Origin of the sequence: Limosilactobacillus caccae, assembly GCF_900156885.1 — a bacterium.
In the GTDB taxonomy this organism is placed as follows: domain Bacteria; phylum Bacillota; class Bacilli; order Lactobacillales; family Lactobacillaceae; genus Limosilactobacillus; species Limosilactobacillus caccae.
In genome coordinates, this window is record NZ_FTOY01000010.1 from 231,297 (window position 1) to 249,662 (window position 18,366).

The following is an 18,366-nucleotide window of genomic DNA, read 5'->3' on the forward strand; positions in this document are numbered from 1 at the left end:
TCCACTCCTAAATTACTAGTAATCGAATCAGCACAAAGGCAACTAACCCAATTACCGATGCCATGTACAACATTGTGATCGTTCGCTTCAAGTGCCAGTTAGCCGCAACAACCAGGTGGTCATTACCAATCGTTGGTTTTTCAACCAGTTGCCCAAAGTAATAATGCGGCCCACCTAACTGCAAGTGGAGCGCCCCGGCAACTACTGCCTCGCTAAAGGCACTATTCGGACTAAGGTGATTTTCCCGGTCACGCTTGCCCACCGCGATTGCCTCTTGCGTATCGTCACGCAGCAGCCAACTGCTAATAATTAGTAGTAACCAGGTAATCCGCGCTGGCAGGTAATTTGCTACATCATCGAGTTTGGCCGAGATTTCACCAAAAGCGCGGTACTTTTCATTCCGGTAGCCAACCATCGAATCCAGAGTGTTGACGGCCTTATACATCATGCCCAGTACCGGGCCCCCAATCACCAGGAAGATTAGCGGGGCAACCACCCCATCGCTCGTATTTTCCGCTACCGTTTCAATCGTTGCCTTAGTAACCTCTTCGGCAGTCAAGTTGTCCGTATCGCGACCAACGATCATCCCGACCTGATGACGGGCCGTCTGCAGGTCATTTCGTTGCAGGCTCGCCATAATTTTCTCCGCTTCAATTGCCAACTGCCGGGCAGATAGGCAAGTATAGCTAAGGTAGGTGCCGACTGCCATGTAGAGGTAATAATTTACCGTTGCCAGCCACATAATAAGTCCGGTAACCAGCCCTGTCCCGCCAACGGTTAGCAGCCAGGTCAGTCCGCCAAGCCACTTTCGTTTTGCTGACGAATACTCGGGCTTATTGAACCGTTTTGTTAGCCAGCCAATCAAGTGACCAATCGCTTTGATTGGGTGCGGCCATGAATGGGGATCGCCCAGTAGCAGGTCAAGGATAAAGGCGATGACAACCATAATTACGATGTTCATCGGCGATCAGCTCCTAAATTTTGCAGAAGTTGGCAGAATAATTGCTGGTCCTGGTAAAAGTGAACGTGCAGGTAGCTTGCAAAGGTTTGCCGAACCTGGTAACCGCCAGCCCAGCTATCAACAAGCTGGTGGTCGCGAATCTTTTGTATCGTCAATACTGGTGCTAACTGGTCATCAGCGGGGGTAAATGTCGAATGGTGAAATTCGTGCCCCACAATCCGTCGTCCCGGTTTGCCAAGCAGTGTCTCCTGCTGTGGAAGGGCAACACAGTAACCGAACTTGCGCAGCCGCGGTGTCATTGTACTCTCACCGTTAAAAATCCCCACCATTGGGTAGCGATGCTGGTCTTCACACAAGTATTTGCCAAGGTACATTAGGCCCCCGCACTCTGCATAGATTGGCTTATCAGCGCGGGAAAAGCGCCTAATTTCTGCCTTCATTGAATCATTCGCTGCCAGTTCAGCAGCAAACTCTTCTGGGTAGCCGCCACCAATATATAAGGCGTCGACATCAGGCAGGTGCTGGTCCTTAAGCGGACTAAATGGGACAAGCTCAACACCAACCTTTTGTAACAGTTTTAGATTATCGGCGTAGTAAAAGTTAAAGGCTTCGTCCTGGGCGATTCCCAGCCGCAGCTTTACTGGGGGAATCGTGAATGGATCAGGCGCCTTACCGGTCACCTCATTAGCCAGGCTCACCAGTTGTGCTAAGTCAACATGTTGCTTAACATCGTCAGCAAGCAGCGCAATTTTTTCGTCAACCCCTGCCAGCTCATCATCGGGAACTAGTCCCAGCTGGCGTGACGGCAGGACTGCTCTGGAGTTATGCGGTAAGTAACCAAGAACTGGTAGGCCTAAATAACGGTCAATCGCCCCGGCAATTAGTTGGTAGTGGCTTTCACTCATCACGTTATTGATGATTACGCCACAAATCGGCACAGCGGGGTCAAAGTCAATAAAGCCCTTTAAGATTGCGGCCGCCGAAGTTGAAGTTGCCCGGGCATTGACGACCAGGACTACTGGAATGTCTAACTGTTTAGCAATGCTGGCTGTTGAGTAGGCATCCTTGTCCGTCCCCAAGCCATCGTAGAGTCCCATCACCCCTTCAACAATTCCCAAGTCGACTTCATCTGTCTCTGCGGTAAATAAGTACCCGAGCGTCTGTTTATCCGGGACAAGGTAATTATCGAGGTTCCTTGCTGGCCGCCCCGTAATCCGGGTATGAAATTTCGTATCAACGTAATCCGGTCCGACCTTATAGGACTGGATTTTGTACTGCTCTTGCAGCGCTTTGAGGATTCCTAAGACTACCGTTGTCTTGCCAGCACCACTCGTCACGCCCGCAATCAGAATTTTTTTCATTACTCTTCACTACCTAAAATTTCCTTTAGCGTGTTAACTAGTAAAACATTATCCTGTGGCCCCTTCACCGCAATCCGGTAATAGTCCGGGCCTAAGCCAACATAGTCGTCGCACTGCCGGATCATGATTCGCCGCTGAAGCAATTTCTCCCGAAGATCTGGGTCAGCACACTTGAAAAGGAAGAAATTAGCTGTACTTGGAAATACCTTGATTCCCTTGACCTTTTGCAGTGCCTCATACAGGGCTGGCTGTTGGACATTTAGCCAGTCATGCGTTAGGCTAATGTACTTCTTCGCCCGGAACATATTTTGCCCGAAGACATCCGCGATGCCGTTTACCGACCAGGTATTCTCCTGGACCTTCAACTTGTCTTTAAGCTTCTGATTCTTGGTGATACAATACCCCAACCGTAAGCCAGGGATTGCGAAGAACTTTGTTGCCGCCCGAATGATGTAGGCCCGGTCATCAGGCGTTAATTCATCAATAAAGCTTTCCTGCTGGCCGACCGTTAAATCAATGAACGCTTCATCAAGGACCAACAGCCGGTGGTGCTTATTGCAGAAATCAGTTAGTTTCCGTAAATCAGCCGCGCTAATGACCTGCCCCGTAGGGTTATTCGGGCTGGTAAGACAAATGATGGTGATTTCATGATGCTCTTTTAAAAAGTCGATCATTGCTGCCATCTTAAAGGCGAAGTTATCCTCTTCTTTAAGCTGGTAATAATGAACATTAATCCCTTGCCGCTTTAAAAGCCGCTCGTACTCCCCAAAGGTTGGGGCAAGAACTAAGGCATCGGTCGCCTTTTCGGCGCGGATTGCTTCATCCAGGAGTTCCGTTGCCCCGTTACCAACGAAGACATCATTAGGGGCAACTTTGAGCTGGTCAGCAATTGCTTTTTTCAATTCCGTATATTCAGGGTCCGGGTAGACCTCGATATTAGCAAATGATTGCACAAGGACATTCCATAAATCTGACGGGAAGCCTAGCGGATTAATATTGGCACTGAAATCCTTAATTTGCTCCACCGGGATATTTAAGTCCGCGGCTACTTTTTCAATATTTCCACCATGATGTAAACTACTTCTCACAATATCACCTGCTTATTTTTGCTTAGAAAACGTTTTCTTTTTATTCATTTATTAAATTACGATTTTCACTAACTAACTTCAATAGGAGAAAAGGCATAGGACAAATAAGCATCACTTGCCACCTGATTAGCCAAAAAAAGGGCACTTACAAAATCTTGAAGTGCTCTATTTTATCTTTTGTTATCAAAATCAACTGTTAGCGGCTAAAATTTTATATTTTGCGCTTACATTTCGCGAAAAATGCATTATATTTTTGTGTCATTCCATCTTTTTTAGCATTATCTTACCGATTATCATAAAACTTTATAACTTTATCGCGAAAAAATAGTAAACTAAAACCAAAATAGTGGAAGGAGCGCAAGATACATGAAGATTTACACAAGAAATGGTGACAAGGGTCAAACACGGATCATCGGTAAACAAATTCTTTACAAAAGTGACCCCCGTGTCGAAGCCTACGGTGAAGTTGATGAATTAAACTCCTGGGTTGGTTATACACGGTCCCTGGTCAACGATAAGACGGCCGAACTAGCTAACGAACTGGAAGAAATTCAACAATTACTATTCGATTGTGGAACCGACCTTGCCACCCCGAAAGACGATGAACGTCATGATTTCATTTTTAACCAGGAAAAGCCCAACGCCTGGCTAGAAGAAAAGATCGACAAATACACTGCCGCGGTGCCTGCCGTTAAGAAATTTATCCTTCCTGGCGGCACCCAACTTGCTTCCGCCTTACATAATGCACGGACCATTACCCGCCGAGCTGAACGGCACATCGTTGCCCTGATGAAAGAAGAGGCGATTAATGAAGACGTGCTTGCTTTCATTAACCGCCTCTCAGACTACTTCTTTGCCGCAGCAAGGTACGCCAACTACCTAGAAGGCCAAGAAGACGTTTTATACCGGAACAGTCGAGACGTCTTCAGATAGTAACCAATAAACCTGTTATTACTGCAGTTAGCGAACACTTTCGCCAACTGCTTTTTTTATTAAACAAAAAAGCGGCCGAATCGGTCGCTTTTTCGCTATTACAATAGTTAAGGCCCACCACGTTAGGCAAGCAAATTCTTAAATTGTGGGTGAGTTGTAAAGTAGTGCTTAGCAAATGGGCAGTGCGCTTCAATCTGGCAGTCTGCTCCTTCGACAAACCACATGAACATTGTCATAATCTTGTTAGCAAGCCCCTGACCACGGTAACGTTCATTAACGCTTACTTCCTCAATTGCGATTATGTTACGCGCAACTTCAGTAATCGTAATTGTCGCAACCTTTTCGCCATTGTCACTCAACAAGGCTAGTTCCCCCGGCTGGTAACTGAAGTGGTTACTGAGATCAACACACGCTTCAGTTGGCAGGCTGCTAGCGGTAATGAAGTGCTCAAAGTCATGAATATCTTGCTTAAGGCGTTCTGCCAACTGCTCATCATGATTTATTCCACCATCAAAGACTGACTGAACATTGCCGATCGCGATTGTGCAATTCATCACCTTCATCCCCAGGTAACGTAACACTTGGTGAAGGTGAGCATTGGCAATAATCCCTCCCTTTTCACCAGCAGAGTCTGTTATCGCCAGCACCGGTTTACCCATCAAGTGTTGGTTGGGAGAAGGAACCGACAGGACATCAAGGGCATTCTTTAGTCCCCCGGGAATTGAGTAATTATACTCCTGCGTCACAATCAATAAGGCATCGACACTATCGACTGCCTTCCGAAAAGCCTGCCATTCAATTGGGGTATTTTCATGTTCTAAGTCAGGGTTATAGAATGGCAGAATCGCATAGTTCAAATCAATAAATTTAAGATTACTAGGTAATGATGTGAAATAATTTGCTACCTTTCTACTATACGAGTCTTTGCTTAAACTACCAATTAATACACCCACTCTGGTCATTGCGATCATCCCTTCATCATTTTACCGGCTACTTGCCGTTTTCACTAATCCTGTTGCAAATTCATTCAGTTGCTCAACATCTTCTTCATAAGGCTCGAGGTCAATCTTGACCTTTTCAGCACCCGCTGTTGCTCCGGCCTGCTTAAAGGCTTCGTCAAAGTGATCCACCGTTGTGTTAAAATACTCACCGTAAAATTTATCACCAGATCCGGCAACCCCGTATACCTTCCCGGTTAAGTCCGTTTCTTGCAGGTCCTCATAAAAATCAAGGCCCTCCTCTGGCATTGCTCCCTGGTCATAGGTATATGCGCAAACTACTAAAATGTCTGCTTTCCGAAAATCATCAATATCCGTCTGCGATATTTCTGTTTCAATAACGTCAACACCTTGTCTCGTTAGGCTATCACAAACAATGTTAGCTACTTCCTCATTATTTCCCGTCATCGTTGCATAAACTACATGTGCTGTTAACATCTTAAAAATCCTCACTATAATTGCTAATAATCATGGTCATATGTAACCGCTTTTATTATAATACAAATGAATAGTATAATTTTGTAACATTTAGGAGGCCCCTTTTCATGAAAAGAACAATGTTTGTCGGCGCAATTGCTTGTGGGAAAACAACCCTTACGCAGCGACTAGAAAATCGGCAAATCAAGTATGACAAGACTCAGGCAATTGAGTTTTCATCCAATATTATCGACACCCCAGGTGAATACATGGAGCACCATAATATGTTGAGCACGCTCCGTGTTACATCAATGGACGCTGACATTGTTGTCCTTCTCCAGAGTGCTGTTGACCGCCGCCTGATCTTCCCTGCTGGTTTTTGTACAATGTTCAATAAGCCAACAATTGGGGTAATTACCAAGATTGACCTTGTCGATGATCCGGCAGATATCGAGTATTCTAAAAAGCTCTTACTGAGTGCCGGCGTCAGCAAAGTGATTCCAATCTCCGCAGTTGAAAACATCAATATTGATAAGTTAGCCGCTGAACTAGAATAGGGCAAGCAAGTGCGGCAATAACTTACTGTCCCAGATAATATAAAGCCCAGCGAATACATAGACCAGCTTACTGCCATACTTACCATACCGTTCCAAGAGGTAAGCAACTGGCCGGGAGTTGACAAATAACTTACCAAGAAGAATTAGTAAGACCGCCCCGACCTCAAAGACGATCCCAATATACAGGATTTCTGTCCATGATAGGTTGACTACCCAGGGAATATAAACTGCTAAGTTATCACCTCCAAGACTTAAACAAAAGAGGAAAATAGAACTAAAGCTTGTCTTTACCGTTCCCTGCTCATCCCCACTATCGAATACCGCTAAGAGGATCAAGACGATTCCCATCAAACCGGTAATCCAATCGGGAAAGAGTAATGCTAGTGTTTTACCAAGAAGTACGCCAAGCCCCCATAAGAAGAGGGTTGCCGCACCAAAGCCCGCAATCGGCAACCGGTAATTATAGTTCCGCAAGACAAATAGTAAGGCAATAAACGTATCAATGTTTAAGCCGATAAAGACCATTACAACAGTAAATAAACTCATGGTACGTCCATCTTCTTATATGCACAGTTGTAATAACAAACCCGCTGCTTACGCGAGTCATCATCAATTTCAACCTTGCTGATGCTTAAGTTATGGGGATTGTTAAAGACTGTGCCATCAATATTATCTAGGCATAGGGAAATTATGTTTTTGATGACCCAGCCGTGAGTTACAATTAGCACTGTTTTTTGGGGATGCTTAATGGCAACATCGTTCAAGAAAGATTGAATTCTATCCCTGGCACGGCTAAAACTCTCCCCGTTACTAATGATAATTGAGTTGGGCTGAACATCATTAGTAACGTTATCAAAGTAATTAGCGTAAAGTTGCTTTAGCTTCCTAATCGCCATTCCGTTCCACTGACCATATGAAATTTCTACCAGGCGCGGATCAACCTTGACCGGTAGTCCACTCTGCGCACAAATAATTTGGCTTGTTTTAACTGCCCGCTTCAACGGACTGGAGTAAACACAATCAATATGGTTGTTCGCTAGTAAAGGTTGGTAACTCTCAGCTTCAGAAATCCCATCCGCTGTTAATCTTGTCATTTCATTATCCAGGGTCCCCTGAATATAGTCTAGCCGGTTAGCAATTGTCTCACCATGGCGAATTAGAAAAAGCGTTGTCATAATTTCCATCACCCAATTTTAATATGTACGTCGAGACTGAGAACCACTCAGTCTCTTTATTTTCAAGGAGAAGCGCTTGGGGCTAGTCCTTGAAGGAGGAAAGTATCTTTTTCCACCTAATTAATATGTCGCGCCGGAAAGAGCTTTAATTATCTGATCTTTCCAGGCATAGAAACTGCCTAAATTACAAAGTTAACCTTCTAAATACAAGTATCTTAGCTGGTCAATCATTGTATCACTAATTTGTAAAACATTTCGCAGGTACTCTTGCATTCCACCATAGTTGGAATTGATAAGAGAGATTGCCTGATTGTAATAGCATTGGTTAGTCGTTGAAAGATCATAAATTGAATGCCAATAGTTTTCACCTAGTCCCGTTTTAACTGCAAAACGTAACCGTTGTTCAATCCGTTTAACGGATGCCTTATTGGTCAAAAGATAATCTTCATAGATTGTCTGTGACGGAACCTGTAATGCACTTAGCAAATAAATTGCTGCTAAGCCGGTCCGATCTTTTCCTGCAGAACAGTGGAAAAGGGTTGCCCCCTCCCCTGCATGTAGGCACAGAACTTGGAAAAAACGATGAAATGCAGCTTGCGCCTGTTCATCTGTAACAAATTGGTGATAGACATCCATCATCCGTTTAAACCCAGCTTGTGGATCTTTCGAATACACTCTCCGGGCTTCTTCAATACCAACATTACTATCCGTAATGTCATTATCAAATACCGGAATCCGCATATACTTCATTCGCGGATCAAGTTGATCTGGATAAGCTGCTACTTCAGAAGTAGAGCGAAAATCGACCACTGTTCTTACCCCGTATCCATAAAGTTTTCGTTGTTCGGCACGGGTAAAATAGGAGAGATGGGCAGACCGCACAAGTTTACCCCACTTAAGCGACTCACCGTTGATAGTTTTATATCCTCCCAATTCACGGAAATTAAAACCATTTTCAAATGATAATACTCGCTGATGATCTGTCATATCGCATCTCCCCTCCTTTCTAAAAAATGCATTCACTTACAGAATTAATAAGTAAATGAATGCACTTTTTTCTATGTTCGTGTAATTGTTGGGACGTCAAATCCTAATAGTTCATGTAGCTTATTAACGACATGGCGCAAAGCTGACTCTACTTCAGATACTTCCCCGACAATTACGACGGACCCACTGAATCGATCAATGAACCCCAAGGTGACGTTACTAGACTTAGTCGCAATGTCACCGGCAATAATTGATGCTTCACTCGGCGTAATCGTTAAGATACCAAGCGCATTTTTAGGAGTTTGAATTCCTAATTTTTCATAAATATCCGGTGTTGGATTAGCAACAATATGTGCTAACGTTACCTGTTTACCAGGAACATATTCTTGAATAGTTCGTTTGATACCTTCCCTATTTTGCTGAGTCATAAAAACATCTCCATTTTATTGCTGAGCTACATTCATCACATCACGGGCAATAATAATTTCTTCGTTTGTTGGAATAACTGCTACTTTGATCTTGCTGTCTGGAGCTTCAATACTTAGTGCATTTTCCTTATTCTTTTCTTCGTCAATCTTTACCCCTAAGTAAGCGAGGTTCTTACAAATTTGACTCCGAATATAAGCAGCATGTTCACCGATGCCGGCAGTAAATACTAACGTATCCAAACCGTTAAGATCAGTTGTATATGCCCCAATATATTGCTGAATAGAATGAACAAACACATCAAGTGCTAATTGAGCCCGTTTATTACCGTTCTTTGCAGCACTTTCAATTTCACGCTCGTCATTTGAAATCCCAGATAAGCCCTTCAAGCCTGAATCTTCATTCATTATCCGCCGAATTTCATGTGAATCAACATGAAGTTCTTCTTCAAGGAACGGAATAATTTCTGGATCAATATCACCACATCTCGTACCCATGACAACACCAGCCAATGGCGTAAAGCCCATTGACGAGTTCACAGACTTACCATCGAGAATCGCTGAGACACTTGACCCATTCCCCAGGTGGCATGTAATCATCCGGTGAGTCTTGTCCGCACCAAATAATTCACGTGCTTTTTCAGAGACGTATTGGTGAGAAGGTGCATGGAACCCATACCGCCGAATCTTGAATTTTTCATAAAATTCATAAGGAAGAGCGTACATATAAGCCTTCTCAGGAATTGTGTGGTGGAATGAATTGTCGAAAGTAACAACTTCCTTAGCATCCGGAAGAAACTTTTCAAAAGCCTTGATCCCTGCTAACCCATTTGGATTATGTAACGGGGATAATACTTTTAATTCATCAATCCGTTTTTCTACCTCTGGAGTGACTGCCACTGCATGAGTATAGTAGCTACCACCATGAGAAATACGGTGACCAACACCATAAATTTCTGACTTATCTTGAACAACCCCACTGTTCATCAGGATTTCAATAATCTGATTAATTGCTTCTGAATGGTCTTTCAACGGCAATTGTCTAGTTTCACTAGACTTATCAGTCTTATAAGAAATTTGACTATTTGAAGCCCCAAGATTTTCTGCGGCACCACTAATCAAAAGTTCTTCTTCTGGCATCAAGTAAAGCTTAAACTTAATTGATGAACTCCCAGAATTAATTGCAAGTATTTTTTTTGACATCAAATCACTCCAAATAAAGTAAATTAACGAATAACAGCTTCATAAACCATCTTCAAGTCTTCATCTGATGGAACAACTGGGTTGCCAGGGAATGTTGCATCCTTCTTAGCGTTGGCAACAACAGTATCAGCAGCTGCTTCTGCTTTAGCTGGATCTACACCAAAAGCCTGGAGTGACATTGGGCAGTTCATCTGCCGTGCCATTTCACGAATCTTAGCGATTAACCGTTTAACAGCTAACCGGTCGCCCATTCCAGGAGCAGCGATTCCAGCTTTCTTGGCAACAGTTGCAAACCGATGAAGAGCAGTTTCACAGTGTTCAGCATTGTATGCTACTACGTATGGTAATAACATTGTGTTAGCTAAACCATGAGGAACGTGGAAGTTAGCACCGATTTGGTGGGCAATTGAGTGACAAATACCTAACCCAGCGATGTTAAAGGCAGTCCCAGCAATGTTAGAAGCTTCGTGAACGATCTTCCGCGCTTCAACATTATCACCGTGACGGTAACATTCAACAAGGTTCTTGGCAACAGCATCAATTGCTTCTTCTGATAATGCGATTGTAAATAAGTTAGCATCTTGAGCAACAAGTGATTCAAGCGCGTGGGTCATAACATCCATTCCTGAGAATGCCGTAACACTCTTTGGCGCGGTCATAACTAGCTTAGGGTCAAGAAGTGCACAATCAGGTGTAAGGTAGTCTTCCAAGATTGGAACCTTCCGGTGTTCCTTCGTATCAGAAATAACCGCAGTGTTCGTTACTTCTGATCCCGTCCCTGATGTAGTTGGAATTGCAATGTAAGAATCAATCTTGCACTTGCCCAACTTTTCACCAAAGAAGCGAATCCCTTTACCAGTATCTAAGGCGGAACCACCACCGACACCGATAACGATTGTTGGCTTCAATTTAAGGAATTGTTGAACCCCTTCCATAATCTTGTCCAGAGGTGGATCTGGAACAACATCAGAGAAGATTTCACACTTATTGTCGGCATTGATATGACTTTCAATTTCCTTTAACGTGTCACTTCCCGGAAGGAATGAATCACAAACCATCAAAATGCGTTCATTATGAAGGGTCTCCAATTCATTCAGACTATCCGTTCCCGAATAAATTCGGGTTGGCATACTAAATTTTTCCATCGGCATAAGCCTCCCATTAGTACCAATTACGTACTGAGAAGCCTTGTGGTGAGTTCAAACGAACACGCCGCGTAAAGGTTCTTGCAGTACATGTTCCTTCACCAGTTGGTGTAGCAATGGTTAATGCTGAAGCACCTGAGTGGGCACCGTTATCAGCAACACCAGTACCAACATATGATGGACCGTTAACAACAAAGATTGAGCATTGCATCCGGTGTGCAGCATTGTTGATGTGCTTTAAGTTGTTGGAGTGAATAGTAGCAGTATGGTGGTTGCCATTTTCAACTTCAACAGCAGTATTTAACACATCTTCAAATGTTGGGCAAGAAACAACTGGTAAGATTGGCATAAGCATTTCAGTCATTACCAATGGGTGTTCCTTAGGTAATTCACAAATAATTTCAACTGGGTGACCAGTATATGGAATATTTGCTTCATCTAAAATGTAAGTTGCATCCTTACCAACAAACTTACGGTCAGGATCACCATTGTCTTGGATGCACATGTCAGCTAACTTATCAGCTTGTTCACGGTTAACAAGGAAAGCACCTTCGTCTTGCATCTTCCGAATAAGTTCATCCTTAATACTGCTTTCGGCAACAACTTCCTTTTCAGCAGTACATAAGATGTCGTTATCAAATGAAGCAGAAGCGATGATGTTGTGAGCAGCTAAGTCGATGTCAGCAGTTGCGTCAACCATTGCAGGAGGGTTACCTGGGCCAGCACCAACAGCCTTCTTACCACTAGTCATTGCTTGGTGAACAACAGCAGGGCCACCAGTTACGGCAAGCATCGCAATGTCTGGGTGTTGCATCATTTGTTGAACTGATTCAATAGTTGGCGTTTCAATACTTACAACTAAGTTATGAAGACCAGTTGCGTCAGCAATAAAGTCATTCATCTTTTCGATTGTCCAACGAGTGATGTTCTTTGCACCAGGGTGAGCACCGAAGAACAATGTGTTCCCACCGGCAAGCATCATAATTGCATTTGCAATAACAGTTTCTGATGGGTTTGTACTTGGGCCAACAGCACCGATAACACCGTATGGTAACCGTTCGTACATAACCATCCCACCGTCACCGTTTTCTACTACTGGTTCAAGGTCTTCTGTACCAGGAGTGTTGTACAAAGCATTGTGTAACTTAGCAATCTTGGCTTGAACAGTACCCATTCCAGTTTCTTCCTTGATATCCTTAGCCATCTTTTCGATGTAAGGACGGAAGCCTTCCTTAATTGCATCAATTACTTGTTCACGAACAGCGATTGGCTTGTCACGGTATACTTCTTGCGCAGCCTTAGCAGCAGCAATCGCATCATCAACATTAGTGAAAATACCATGACGACCATCATCTTTTGTAACTGCAGATCCGGCAGCTGATGAGTTAGAGTTATCTAATTCCTCAGCAAGGATCTTACGAACAGCAGCTTCAATATCATTAATCTGCATATTACTTACTCTCCTTCAAGAATTCCGCAACAGCGGCTTCACAGATTGATTGATCTTCTTCAACCAATCCACCACTAACACCAATTGCACCGATAATTTCGCCATTGATCTTCAATGGAATACCACCAGCAAATGATGCTAAGCGACCGTTAAGCATTGTTTCCATTTGGTATAAACTAGCACCTGGTTGAATGTCCTTACTAATGTCCTTAGTAGGTTCCTTCATTGCTAGAGCTGACCATGCCTTTTTAGGAGCAAGTGTGCAGCTTACCAAGTTAGCGTTTGGCATGTGGTAACTCATTTGTAATACTTGATCAGCCTTCATGATGGCAATGGTTACGCCAACCCCAAGCTCGTTAGCACGAGCAACGGCAGCATCAATTACCCGTTCCATCTTGTGACGATCAAATAAGTTCTTAGCTTGATTATTGTTGATTACGCTTTCAACAATCTTACTAATTTGTTCCTCGTTCATTTCTAACGCACATCCTTTTCCGCCTGGTAACGCTTGTAAACCTTAATAACGTTATCAGTTACATTATTTAATAAATCTTCATAGTCTTCATCCCGCGCAACGATATATAAGAAATCGGATAAACGGTTAATATATCGTTCCAGTTCTGGACGAAGTTCAACGCTTTCTGAAAGCCGAACGAAAAGACGCTCTGCCCGACGGCATACAGTCCGACAGATATGAAGTTGTGCACCGGCAGTACTTGAGCCCGGTAAGATAAAGCTATTAACAGGAGGCAATTTGGCAGTATATTCGTCAATTACTTTTTCTAATTGACGGGTATCCGCATCGGTAATAATTTTGCTGTTATCGATAAACTTTTGCCGTTTCTCTGTTGCTATCTCACCTTGGAGGAAAAACATCTTATACTCAACTTGCTGCAAGAGCTTTTTATTTTCTTTACTTTCACAGAATTTATCAGCCAAACTAATGTGGGCATTTAATTCATCGAAAGTACCATAAGTCTCAACTCTCAGTGAGTCCTTTGGAACCCTTGTGCCATCAAATAAGCTTGTTTTCCCCTTGTCACCACCTTTTGTGTAAATAGCCATCTTAATTCCTCCAATGCACGCTACTTATCAAAACGGTCGATTATTCCAACAATTGTACAATCATTAACATCACGATCTTGACCCTCATCACGACTCTTATCAGCGCGCCGGGCACCAGCTCCTCGTACGATTAACACATTGTCGCCAATCCCAGCATTCACTGTGTCGGCAGCAACCTGTTCAAACCGCACTGGTTGTTGATCGGAATTAATTTGTTGAACAATCATTAATTTCTTACCAACTAAAGATGGGTCTTTTTGTGTTGCAACAACACTACCTACTACTCTCGCCATATACAATTTTCTTCAGTCCTAATCTTTATTTGAATTTTTTTATAGTTACAGATATCAACTGCCTCATCCGTAATAAGTTGCTTTTGATATCTAACAAGAATTGATTTATCTGGGTGAGCAGCTATTTCGCCTCTTGTAATAACTCGATTATGACTGGCAATCACCGGCGATTCGTTGTTGACAACAAACAAGATCGGCCAGTCTAAGATCATCATCCGTGGAATGAAATTAACCATCTGTTCATTAACTAGGAAATAAAACTTAACATCATAGCCAATTCCTTCTAATACCCAGTTAACCCAGGCATTATCCTTCTCCATCGAATACAAATCTTTTATCAAGTTGATTGAAATGTTTCGCAGAATAACTTTCCCGTTTTTTAAGAAAACTTGTTCACTAGGTGGGGCAACTTTTTGGTTAAAAGATACTTCAGTACTTGTTTGTTCACGCTCTTTCAACCGTTGCATAACCTGTTTTAATAGGTCATCCATTTATCCACCCCCTTAATAATTCTTTATACGGCTAGTTCTTTTTCTTAATAATAACTTTCCCGTAAGAATTGTTACCTAGTCCAATGTTAGCGGCATTGGCTTCGTCAGTATCAATATGCATTTCAAGGACAAAGTCTTCACGTGGTCGAGCAACAACATCGTCAAAGATTGTCTTCCGACCGCCGTCGCCATCAACTTCAACTTGCATTGGATCACCAAGCTTTACACCACCGAAACGTTGAGCGTCTTCAAGACTCATGTGAATGTGCCGCTTAGCAACAATTACACCTTGAATTTCAATTTCAGCGTATGGTGAACGAACCTTGATCGTTGGGGTACCTTCAATGTCACCAGACATTCTGATTGGTGCATCAATCCCCAATACAAAGTTTTCAGAACGGGCAATTTCTACTTGTGAATGTGGACGATATGGTCCCATTAACCGGACATTTTTGATTGTTCCCTTTGGACCGATCAAATCAACAGTTTGCTTTGCAGCAAAGTCGGCATGTTGACGTAATTTCTTCAACATTTCGATCTTTTGTCCTGGGAATAACTTTTGGAAATCTTCTTCAGATAAGTGAACATGGTGGTTTGAAACACCAATTGGAACCAAGTTAGGGTTCAAGGTTTCCTTAATAATTGTCCGGATAAGTGTTCTTAAATGTTCTTCATCCATAAACAATCTTCCTTTTACTAATAGATTTTAATATTAATTATTCTGCGTCAGCGTTTGAAGTTGGTAAAATCTTTTCAACTTCTTCGTGAGGACGTGGAATTACGTAAGATGATACGACTTCGCCGACACCTTCAGCTGCTTGGACACCAGCATCAACAGCGGCCTTAACAGCACCAACATCACCACGGATCATAACAGTTACCAACCCACTACCGATCTTTTCTTGACCAGTAAGTGTTACGTTAGCAGCCTTTACCATTTGGTCGGCAGCTTCAATAGATGCAACTAATCCTTTGGTTTCAATCATTCCTAAAGCGTTGTTCATAATAAATTCCTCCTACTTTTTCTTTAATTCATTGTAATGGATGCACTTTTTATGTGGTTCGCCTAATTTTCGTGGGCACTTTGGATCGCCACACATGTTGCACGTGACCTTTTCATTAGATTCCGGATCCTGCTTTTCTTCAGAATCAACTACTTCGTTAGTATCATCAGCTGATGTCTCTTGCTCATTTTCTGAAGGCTGTTCTGCAATTGAATCATCAGATTGACTATTTACTTCTTCATCAATGCTGTCCTTTACAGGTGTCGGTTCGATAGTTTCTGTTGGTTCAGGTTCTACCTTACTTTCTTCCTTTTTTGGAGCTTGCTTTAATAAATCTGTTTTTCCTAAAGTATTTATTCCTTCAGCAGGGCGGCCAATTACGGTTGAAGTTACATAAACATTTGGTAAAGCTTCCTTTACTGATTGAACAGCAACGGAAATTGCCGAAAGTTCACCAGTAACTTGTAATGTAACCCAACCATTACCTTTCGTATTTTGAATACTACTAAGCTTTACATCCGCAGTCTTTAACATTCGATCAGCAGCAACAATAGCACCAGATAATCCATTACATTCTACATAGCCTAAAGACTCCATAATTAAATCACCTGTTTACCATTTCCTTAAAGGGAATCCCCTTTACTAAGCGCGCTGCATTTGCTCCCAAGATCCGCATTTCTTTTTTGTCATCAATTGTTATATCAAATAACGGCTGGTCTTCTTTTAGGTTTTTATAATGAACAATGAAACGATCACCATCAATAGCAATTCCTACTGACAACCGCGAAGCAAGCGCTGATTGATAAGCTCTGCTTACAACATTGTCAACATCAATTTCTCTAATTGCCACCGGTATTTGTTCTTCTTCAATCCCATTAAATAACGGTTTTGTTGAGTCTGGAACATTTGTCCCGTTCATAACCCCAACAATGATTGAAGGGCGCTCTGAATCATTATTCATAGTGTTTCCTTCTTTCTTCACCGTATCTAAGGATCAACCCAGTTGCAACCGCATTCCGTGGTCCTTCAACGCCCCGAACATTACCACGACCAGCAACTAAGTTAAAGTGAGCTAATTCATCTGTAACTAGTTGTGGGATTTCAAAGTCGAGGGCAGAACCACCAACAATAACGACAAACGGAATATCACGAATATTTCCTGTTGGACTAACATATCTAAGGGCCCGCAGTGCATTAGTTACGAATACCCGTCTCTTAGCACTTTGACGGACAAGCTTAATCTTTTCAATGCTTGGGTTACCAGTAACTGGCTCATAACCATCTGGCTTGATTACAACTACTCGAGCAAATAATGCTGATGGCAACGGCTCTTCAAAGAACTGAACTGAACCATCTTCATGCCGAATCTGGAACAGGTTCTCGACCTTTGCTAACGGATACCGCTTGATATCCTCAGCTAAGTGAACATCGTGCAAGCCTAACTCAGAATTGATAATCATCGTTACCATATCACCAGCACCAGCAAGGTGAATTGCAACCGTCTTATCTTCCTTGTTAATAATTGATGCATCGGTTGATCCAGCACCTAAGTCAAGGATTGCAATTGGCTTGTCGGTCCCCGGAGTTGTTAATGCTCCCCGGATAGCTGATTCAACTTCAGCACCACCAATTTCAACTTTCGTATGGAATTCTTGTTCAATGAGCTGAGCAATCACTTCCATTTGAAGGTGGTCTGACTTAACCATTGCGGCGATACCAACAGCCGATTCGTTTGAGAATTCTCCCGCAAGTCCACCACGAACTTCAACAGGAACCTGAGTATCAATCGCAAGTAAGTCTTGAATTGCAATTTCACTATTTTGTTTTCCTGTAAGGTTCGCCATGGTCTGCCGAACATTTTCCAACATTCCACCAACGTTAGTGCCTGACTCACCGGTAATATCATTAATGTGCCGGAAACCGGAAACTTTGTCCATAATCGCATCGGCACCTTCTGAAACACCGACCTCTTCTTTGCCAGTGTCACCATTAATAATGATCTTACCTGCTGGAATAACACGTGCCTTAACATCCCCAGCAGGTGTCTTAATAACAACTGCTGAACGGTTACCGATAAGTGCCCGTGACACTGGAACAATATTCTTCGTTTCTTCAGAATCTAATCCAAACAAGGTAGCAATACCATAAGGATTAGATAGTTGAGAAATAACTTGTCCCGGTCCGGCAACTTCAACAGCAGCAAGCATGTTAAGAGGAACTTTGTCAATCATGGCAACTTCATCAACAATCGGAATCTTCTTGTTTAACCGGTTGTTGACCAAGACACCATCATCATTTTGCATGATTGCAGCGGTAATCTTATAACCAGAGGCAACATAAGCATTTATTAATTTGGCAACATCTTCAAAGTCAATATCCTTAGAAATAACAACAATATAGTTCTTACTCTTATCAGTCTGCTTTAACAGGTCCAAGAGCCGGACAGTAATCCCGGCGCCCGTCCCTAAACCACCTGGAGTATCAGGGTTGTGCCCAATCATCGTCGATTCAGTAACAACCGTTTCAGTGATTGTCTCCATTGCAACGTCACCAATAACTGGCGTTGCTTCATTGATCCGAATCAGATCAATATCATTAATGGTTAAGTTTGACTTGTTAAGGACTTGGTTAATTGAATCTCTGATACCAACTAGATTTTGCTTAGTACCCTTGACACCTGTAGTAGGGGCAATACCGGAGTTAATAAAGTGAACCTCACCACTGTCCGTTACATTTGCTAATGCAACTTCTGTGGATGAATTCCCGATATCAACACCAATTACTTTTTCAGTTGACATATATAAAACTCCCTA

23 protein-coding genes are annotated in these 18,366 nt (G+C 42.7%); 2 read left to right on the forward strand and 21 right to left on the reverse strand.

The annotated features are described in order from the left end of the window. Positions 1–7 precede the first annotated feature (7 nt). The 3 genes from cbiB to cobD are packed head-to-tail and all read right to left on the reverse strand — an operon-like array spanning position 8 to position 3,410. Positions 8–961, reverse strand: coding sequence for an adenosylcobinamide-phosphate synthase CbiB (cbiB, locus tag CZ502_RS04310; RefSeq protein WP_076459866.1), 954 nt, complete (start codon positions 959–961; stop codon positions 8–10). Then, positions 958–2,322 (reverse strand): cobyrinic acid a,c-diamide synthase CobB, encoded by a 1,365-nt coding sequence (locus CZ502_RS04315; RefSeq protein ID WP_076459867.1) that lies wholly within the window; start codon positions 2,320–2,322, stop codon positions 958–960. Before CZ502_RS04315 ends, cbiB begins: the two co-directional genes overlap by 4 nt. Beyond that, positions 2,322–3,410 (reverse strand): threonine-phosphate decarboxylase CobD, encoded by a 1,089-nt coding sequence (gene cobD, locus CZ502_RS04320; protein WP_076459868.1) that lies wholly within the window; start codon positions 3,408–3,410, stop codon positions 2,322–2,324. The genes CZ502_RS04315 and cobD overlap by 1 nt, the downstream gene beginning before the upstream one ends. A gap of 366 nt (positions 3,411–3,776) precedes the next feature. Between cobD and CZ502_RS04325 the strand changes: the two genes are divergently transcribed. Further along, positions 3,777–4,343, forward strand: coding sequence for a cob(I)yrinic acid a,c-diamide adenosyltransferase (locus tag CZ502_RS04325; protein WP_076459869.1), 567 nt, complete (start codon positions 3,777–3,779; stop codon positions 4,341–4,343). Positions 4,344–4,465: 122 nt separating this feature from the next. On the opposite strand, the gene CZ502_RS04330 is transcribed toward CZ502_RS04325, so the two are convergent. Both CZ502_RS04330 and CZ502_RS04335 read right to left on the reverse strand, forming a co-directional pair. After that, on the reverse strand, positions 4,466–5,305 hold the full coding sequence (locus tag CZ502_RS04330) for a GNAT family N-acetyltransferase (protein WP_076459870.1): 840 nt from the start codon (positions 5,303–5,305) through the stop codon (positions 4,466–4,468). Positions 5,306–5,326: 21 nt separating this feature from the next. Then, complete coding sequence (locus tag CZ502_RS04335) at positions 5,327–5,779, reverse strand: flavodoxin (RefSeq protein ID WP_076459871.1); 453 nt, start codon at positions 5,777–5,779, stop codon at positions 5,327–5,329. 107 nt (positions 5,780–5,886) lie between these two features. Between CZ502_RS04335 and CZ502_RS04340 the strand changes: the two genes are divergently transcribed. Further along, a complete protein-coding gene (locus CZ502_RS04340; protein WP_076459873.1) occupies positions 5,887–6,315 on the forward strand; it encodes a EutP/PduV family microcompartment system protein in 429 nt (142 codons plus the stop codon). Here the strand turns inward: CZ502_RS04340 and CZ502_RS04345 are convergent. The 16 genes from CZ502_RS04345 to CZ502_RS04420 all read right to left on the reverse strand — a co-directional run bounded on the left by CZ502_RS04345 (position 6,307) and on the right by CZ502_RS04420 (position 18,351). After that, a complete protein-coding gene (locus CZ502_RS04345; RefSeq protein ID WP_076459875.1) occupies positions 6,307–6,861 on the reverse strand; it encodes a cadmium resistance transporter in 555 nt (184 codons plus the stop codon). The two genes, CZ502_RS04340 and CZ502_RS04345, sit on opposite strands and share 9 nt — an antisense overlap. Beyond that, complete coding sequence (locus tag CZ502_RS04350) at positions 6,858–7,490, reverse strand: histidine phosphatase family protein (protein WP_143457271.1); 633 nt, start codon at positions 7,488–7,490, stop codon at positions 6,858–6,860. The genes CZ502_RS04345 and CZ502_RS04350 overlap by 4 nt, the downstream gene beginning before the upstream one ends. A gap of 192 nt (positions 7,491–7,682) precedes the next feature. Beyond that, complete coding sequence (locus CZ502_RS04355; RefSeq protein ID WP_076459877.1) at positions 7,683–8,477, reverse strand: tyrosine-protein phosphatase; 795 nt, start codon at positions 8,475–8,477, stop codon at positions 7,683–7,685. A gap of 71 nt (positions 8,478–8,548) precedes the next feature. After that, entirely contained in the window at positions 8,549–8,905 is a 357-nt protein-coding gene (locus CZ502_RS04360) for a BMC domain-containing protein (RefSeq protein ID WP_076459879.1), read from the reverse strand. Positions 8,906–8,920: 15 nt separating this feature from the next. Beyond that, positions 8,921–10,105: an acetate/propionate family kinase gene (locus CZ502_RS04365; protein WP_076459881.1), complete on the reverse strand. Its 1,185-nt coding sequence runs from the start codon at positions 10,103–10,105 to the stop codon at positions 8,921–8,923. A gap of 23 nt (positions 10,106–10,128) precedes the next feature. Next, positions 10,129–11,250, reverse strand: coding sequence for a 1-propanol dehydrogenase PduQ (locus tag CZ502_RS04370; RefSeq protein WP_076459883.1), 1,122 nt, complete (start codon positions 11,248–11,250; stop codon positions 10,129–10,131). Positions 11,251–11,266: 16 nt separating this feature from the next. Continuing rightward, entirely contained in the window at positions 11,267–12,700 is a 1,434-nt protein-coding gene (gene pduP / locus CZ502_RS04375; protein ID WP_076459885.1) for a CoA-acylating propionaldehyde dehydrogenase PduP, read from the reverse strand. A gap of 1 nt (position 12,701) precedes the next feature. Continuing rightward, entirely contained in the window at positions 12,702–13,175 is a 474-nt protein-coding gene (locus CZ502_RS04380; RefSeq protein ID WP_076459887.1) for a GlcG/HbpS family heme-binding protein, read from the reverse strand. Positions 13,176–13,177: 2 nt separating this feature from the next. After that, positions 13,178–13,765 (reverse strand): cob(I)yrinic acid a,c-diamide adenosyltransferase, encoded by a 588-nt coding sequence (locus CZ502_RS04385; RefSeq protein ID WP_076459889.1) that lies wholly within the window; start codon positions 13,763–13,765, stop codon positions 13,178–13,180. A gap of 20 nt (positions 13,766–13,785) precedes the next feature. Beyond that, on the reverse strand, positions 13,786–14,064 hold the full coding sequence (locus tag CZ502_RS04390) for a EutN/CcmL family microcompartment protein (protein WP_497023377.1): 279 nt from the start codon (positions 14,062–14,064) through the stop codon (positions 13,786–13,788). Then, positions 14,046–14,549, reverse strand: coding sequence for a PduM family microcompartment protein (pduM, locus tag CZ502_RS04395; protein ID WP_076459893.1), 504 nt, complete (start codon positions 14,547–14,549; stop codon positions 14,046–14,048). Before pduM ends, CZ502_RS04390 begins: the two co-directional genes overlap by 19 nt. Before the next feature lie 31 nt (positions 14,550–14,580). Beyond that, positions 14,581–15,228: a phosphate propanoyltransferase gene (locus CZ502_RS04400; RefSeq protein ID WP_076459895.1), complete on the reverse strand. Its 648-nt coding sequence runs from the start codon at positions 15,226–15,228 to the stop codon at positions 14,581–14,583. A 37-nt stretch (positions 15,229–15,265) separates the two neighbouring features. Next, positions 15,266–15,556, reverse strand: coding sequence for a BMC domain-containing protein (locus tag CZ502_RS04405; protein ID WP_303645092.1), 291 nt, complete (start codon positions 15,554–15,556; stop codon positions 15,266–15,268). A 9-nt stretch (positions 15,557–15,565) separates the two neighbouring features. Beyond that, entirely contained in the window at positions 15,566–16,150 is a 585-nt protein-coding gene (locus tag CZ502_RS04410; protein ID WP_076459899.1) for a BMC domain-containing protein, read from the reverse strand. Between the two features lie 7 nt (positions 16,151–16,157). Next, complete coding sequence (locus CZ502_RS04415) at positions 16,158–16,514, reverse strand: glycerol dehydratase reactivase beta/small subunit family protein (protein WP_076459901.1); 357 nt, start codon at positions 16,512–16,514, stop codon at positions 16,158–16,160. Next, positions 16,507–18,351 (reverse strand): diol dehydratase reactivase subunit alpha, encoded by a 1,845-nt coding sequence (locus CZ502_RS04420; protein ID WP_076459902.1) that lies wholly within the window; start codon positions 18,349–18,351, stop codon positions 16,507–16,509. The genes CZ502_RS04415 and CZ502_RS04420 overlap by 8 nt, the downstream gene beginning before the upstream one ends. Between the last annotated feature and the right edge of the window lie 15 nt (positions 18,352–18,366).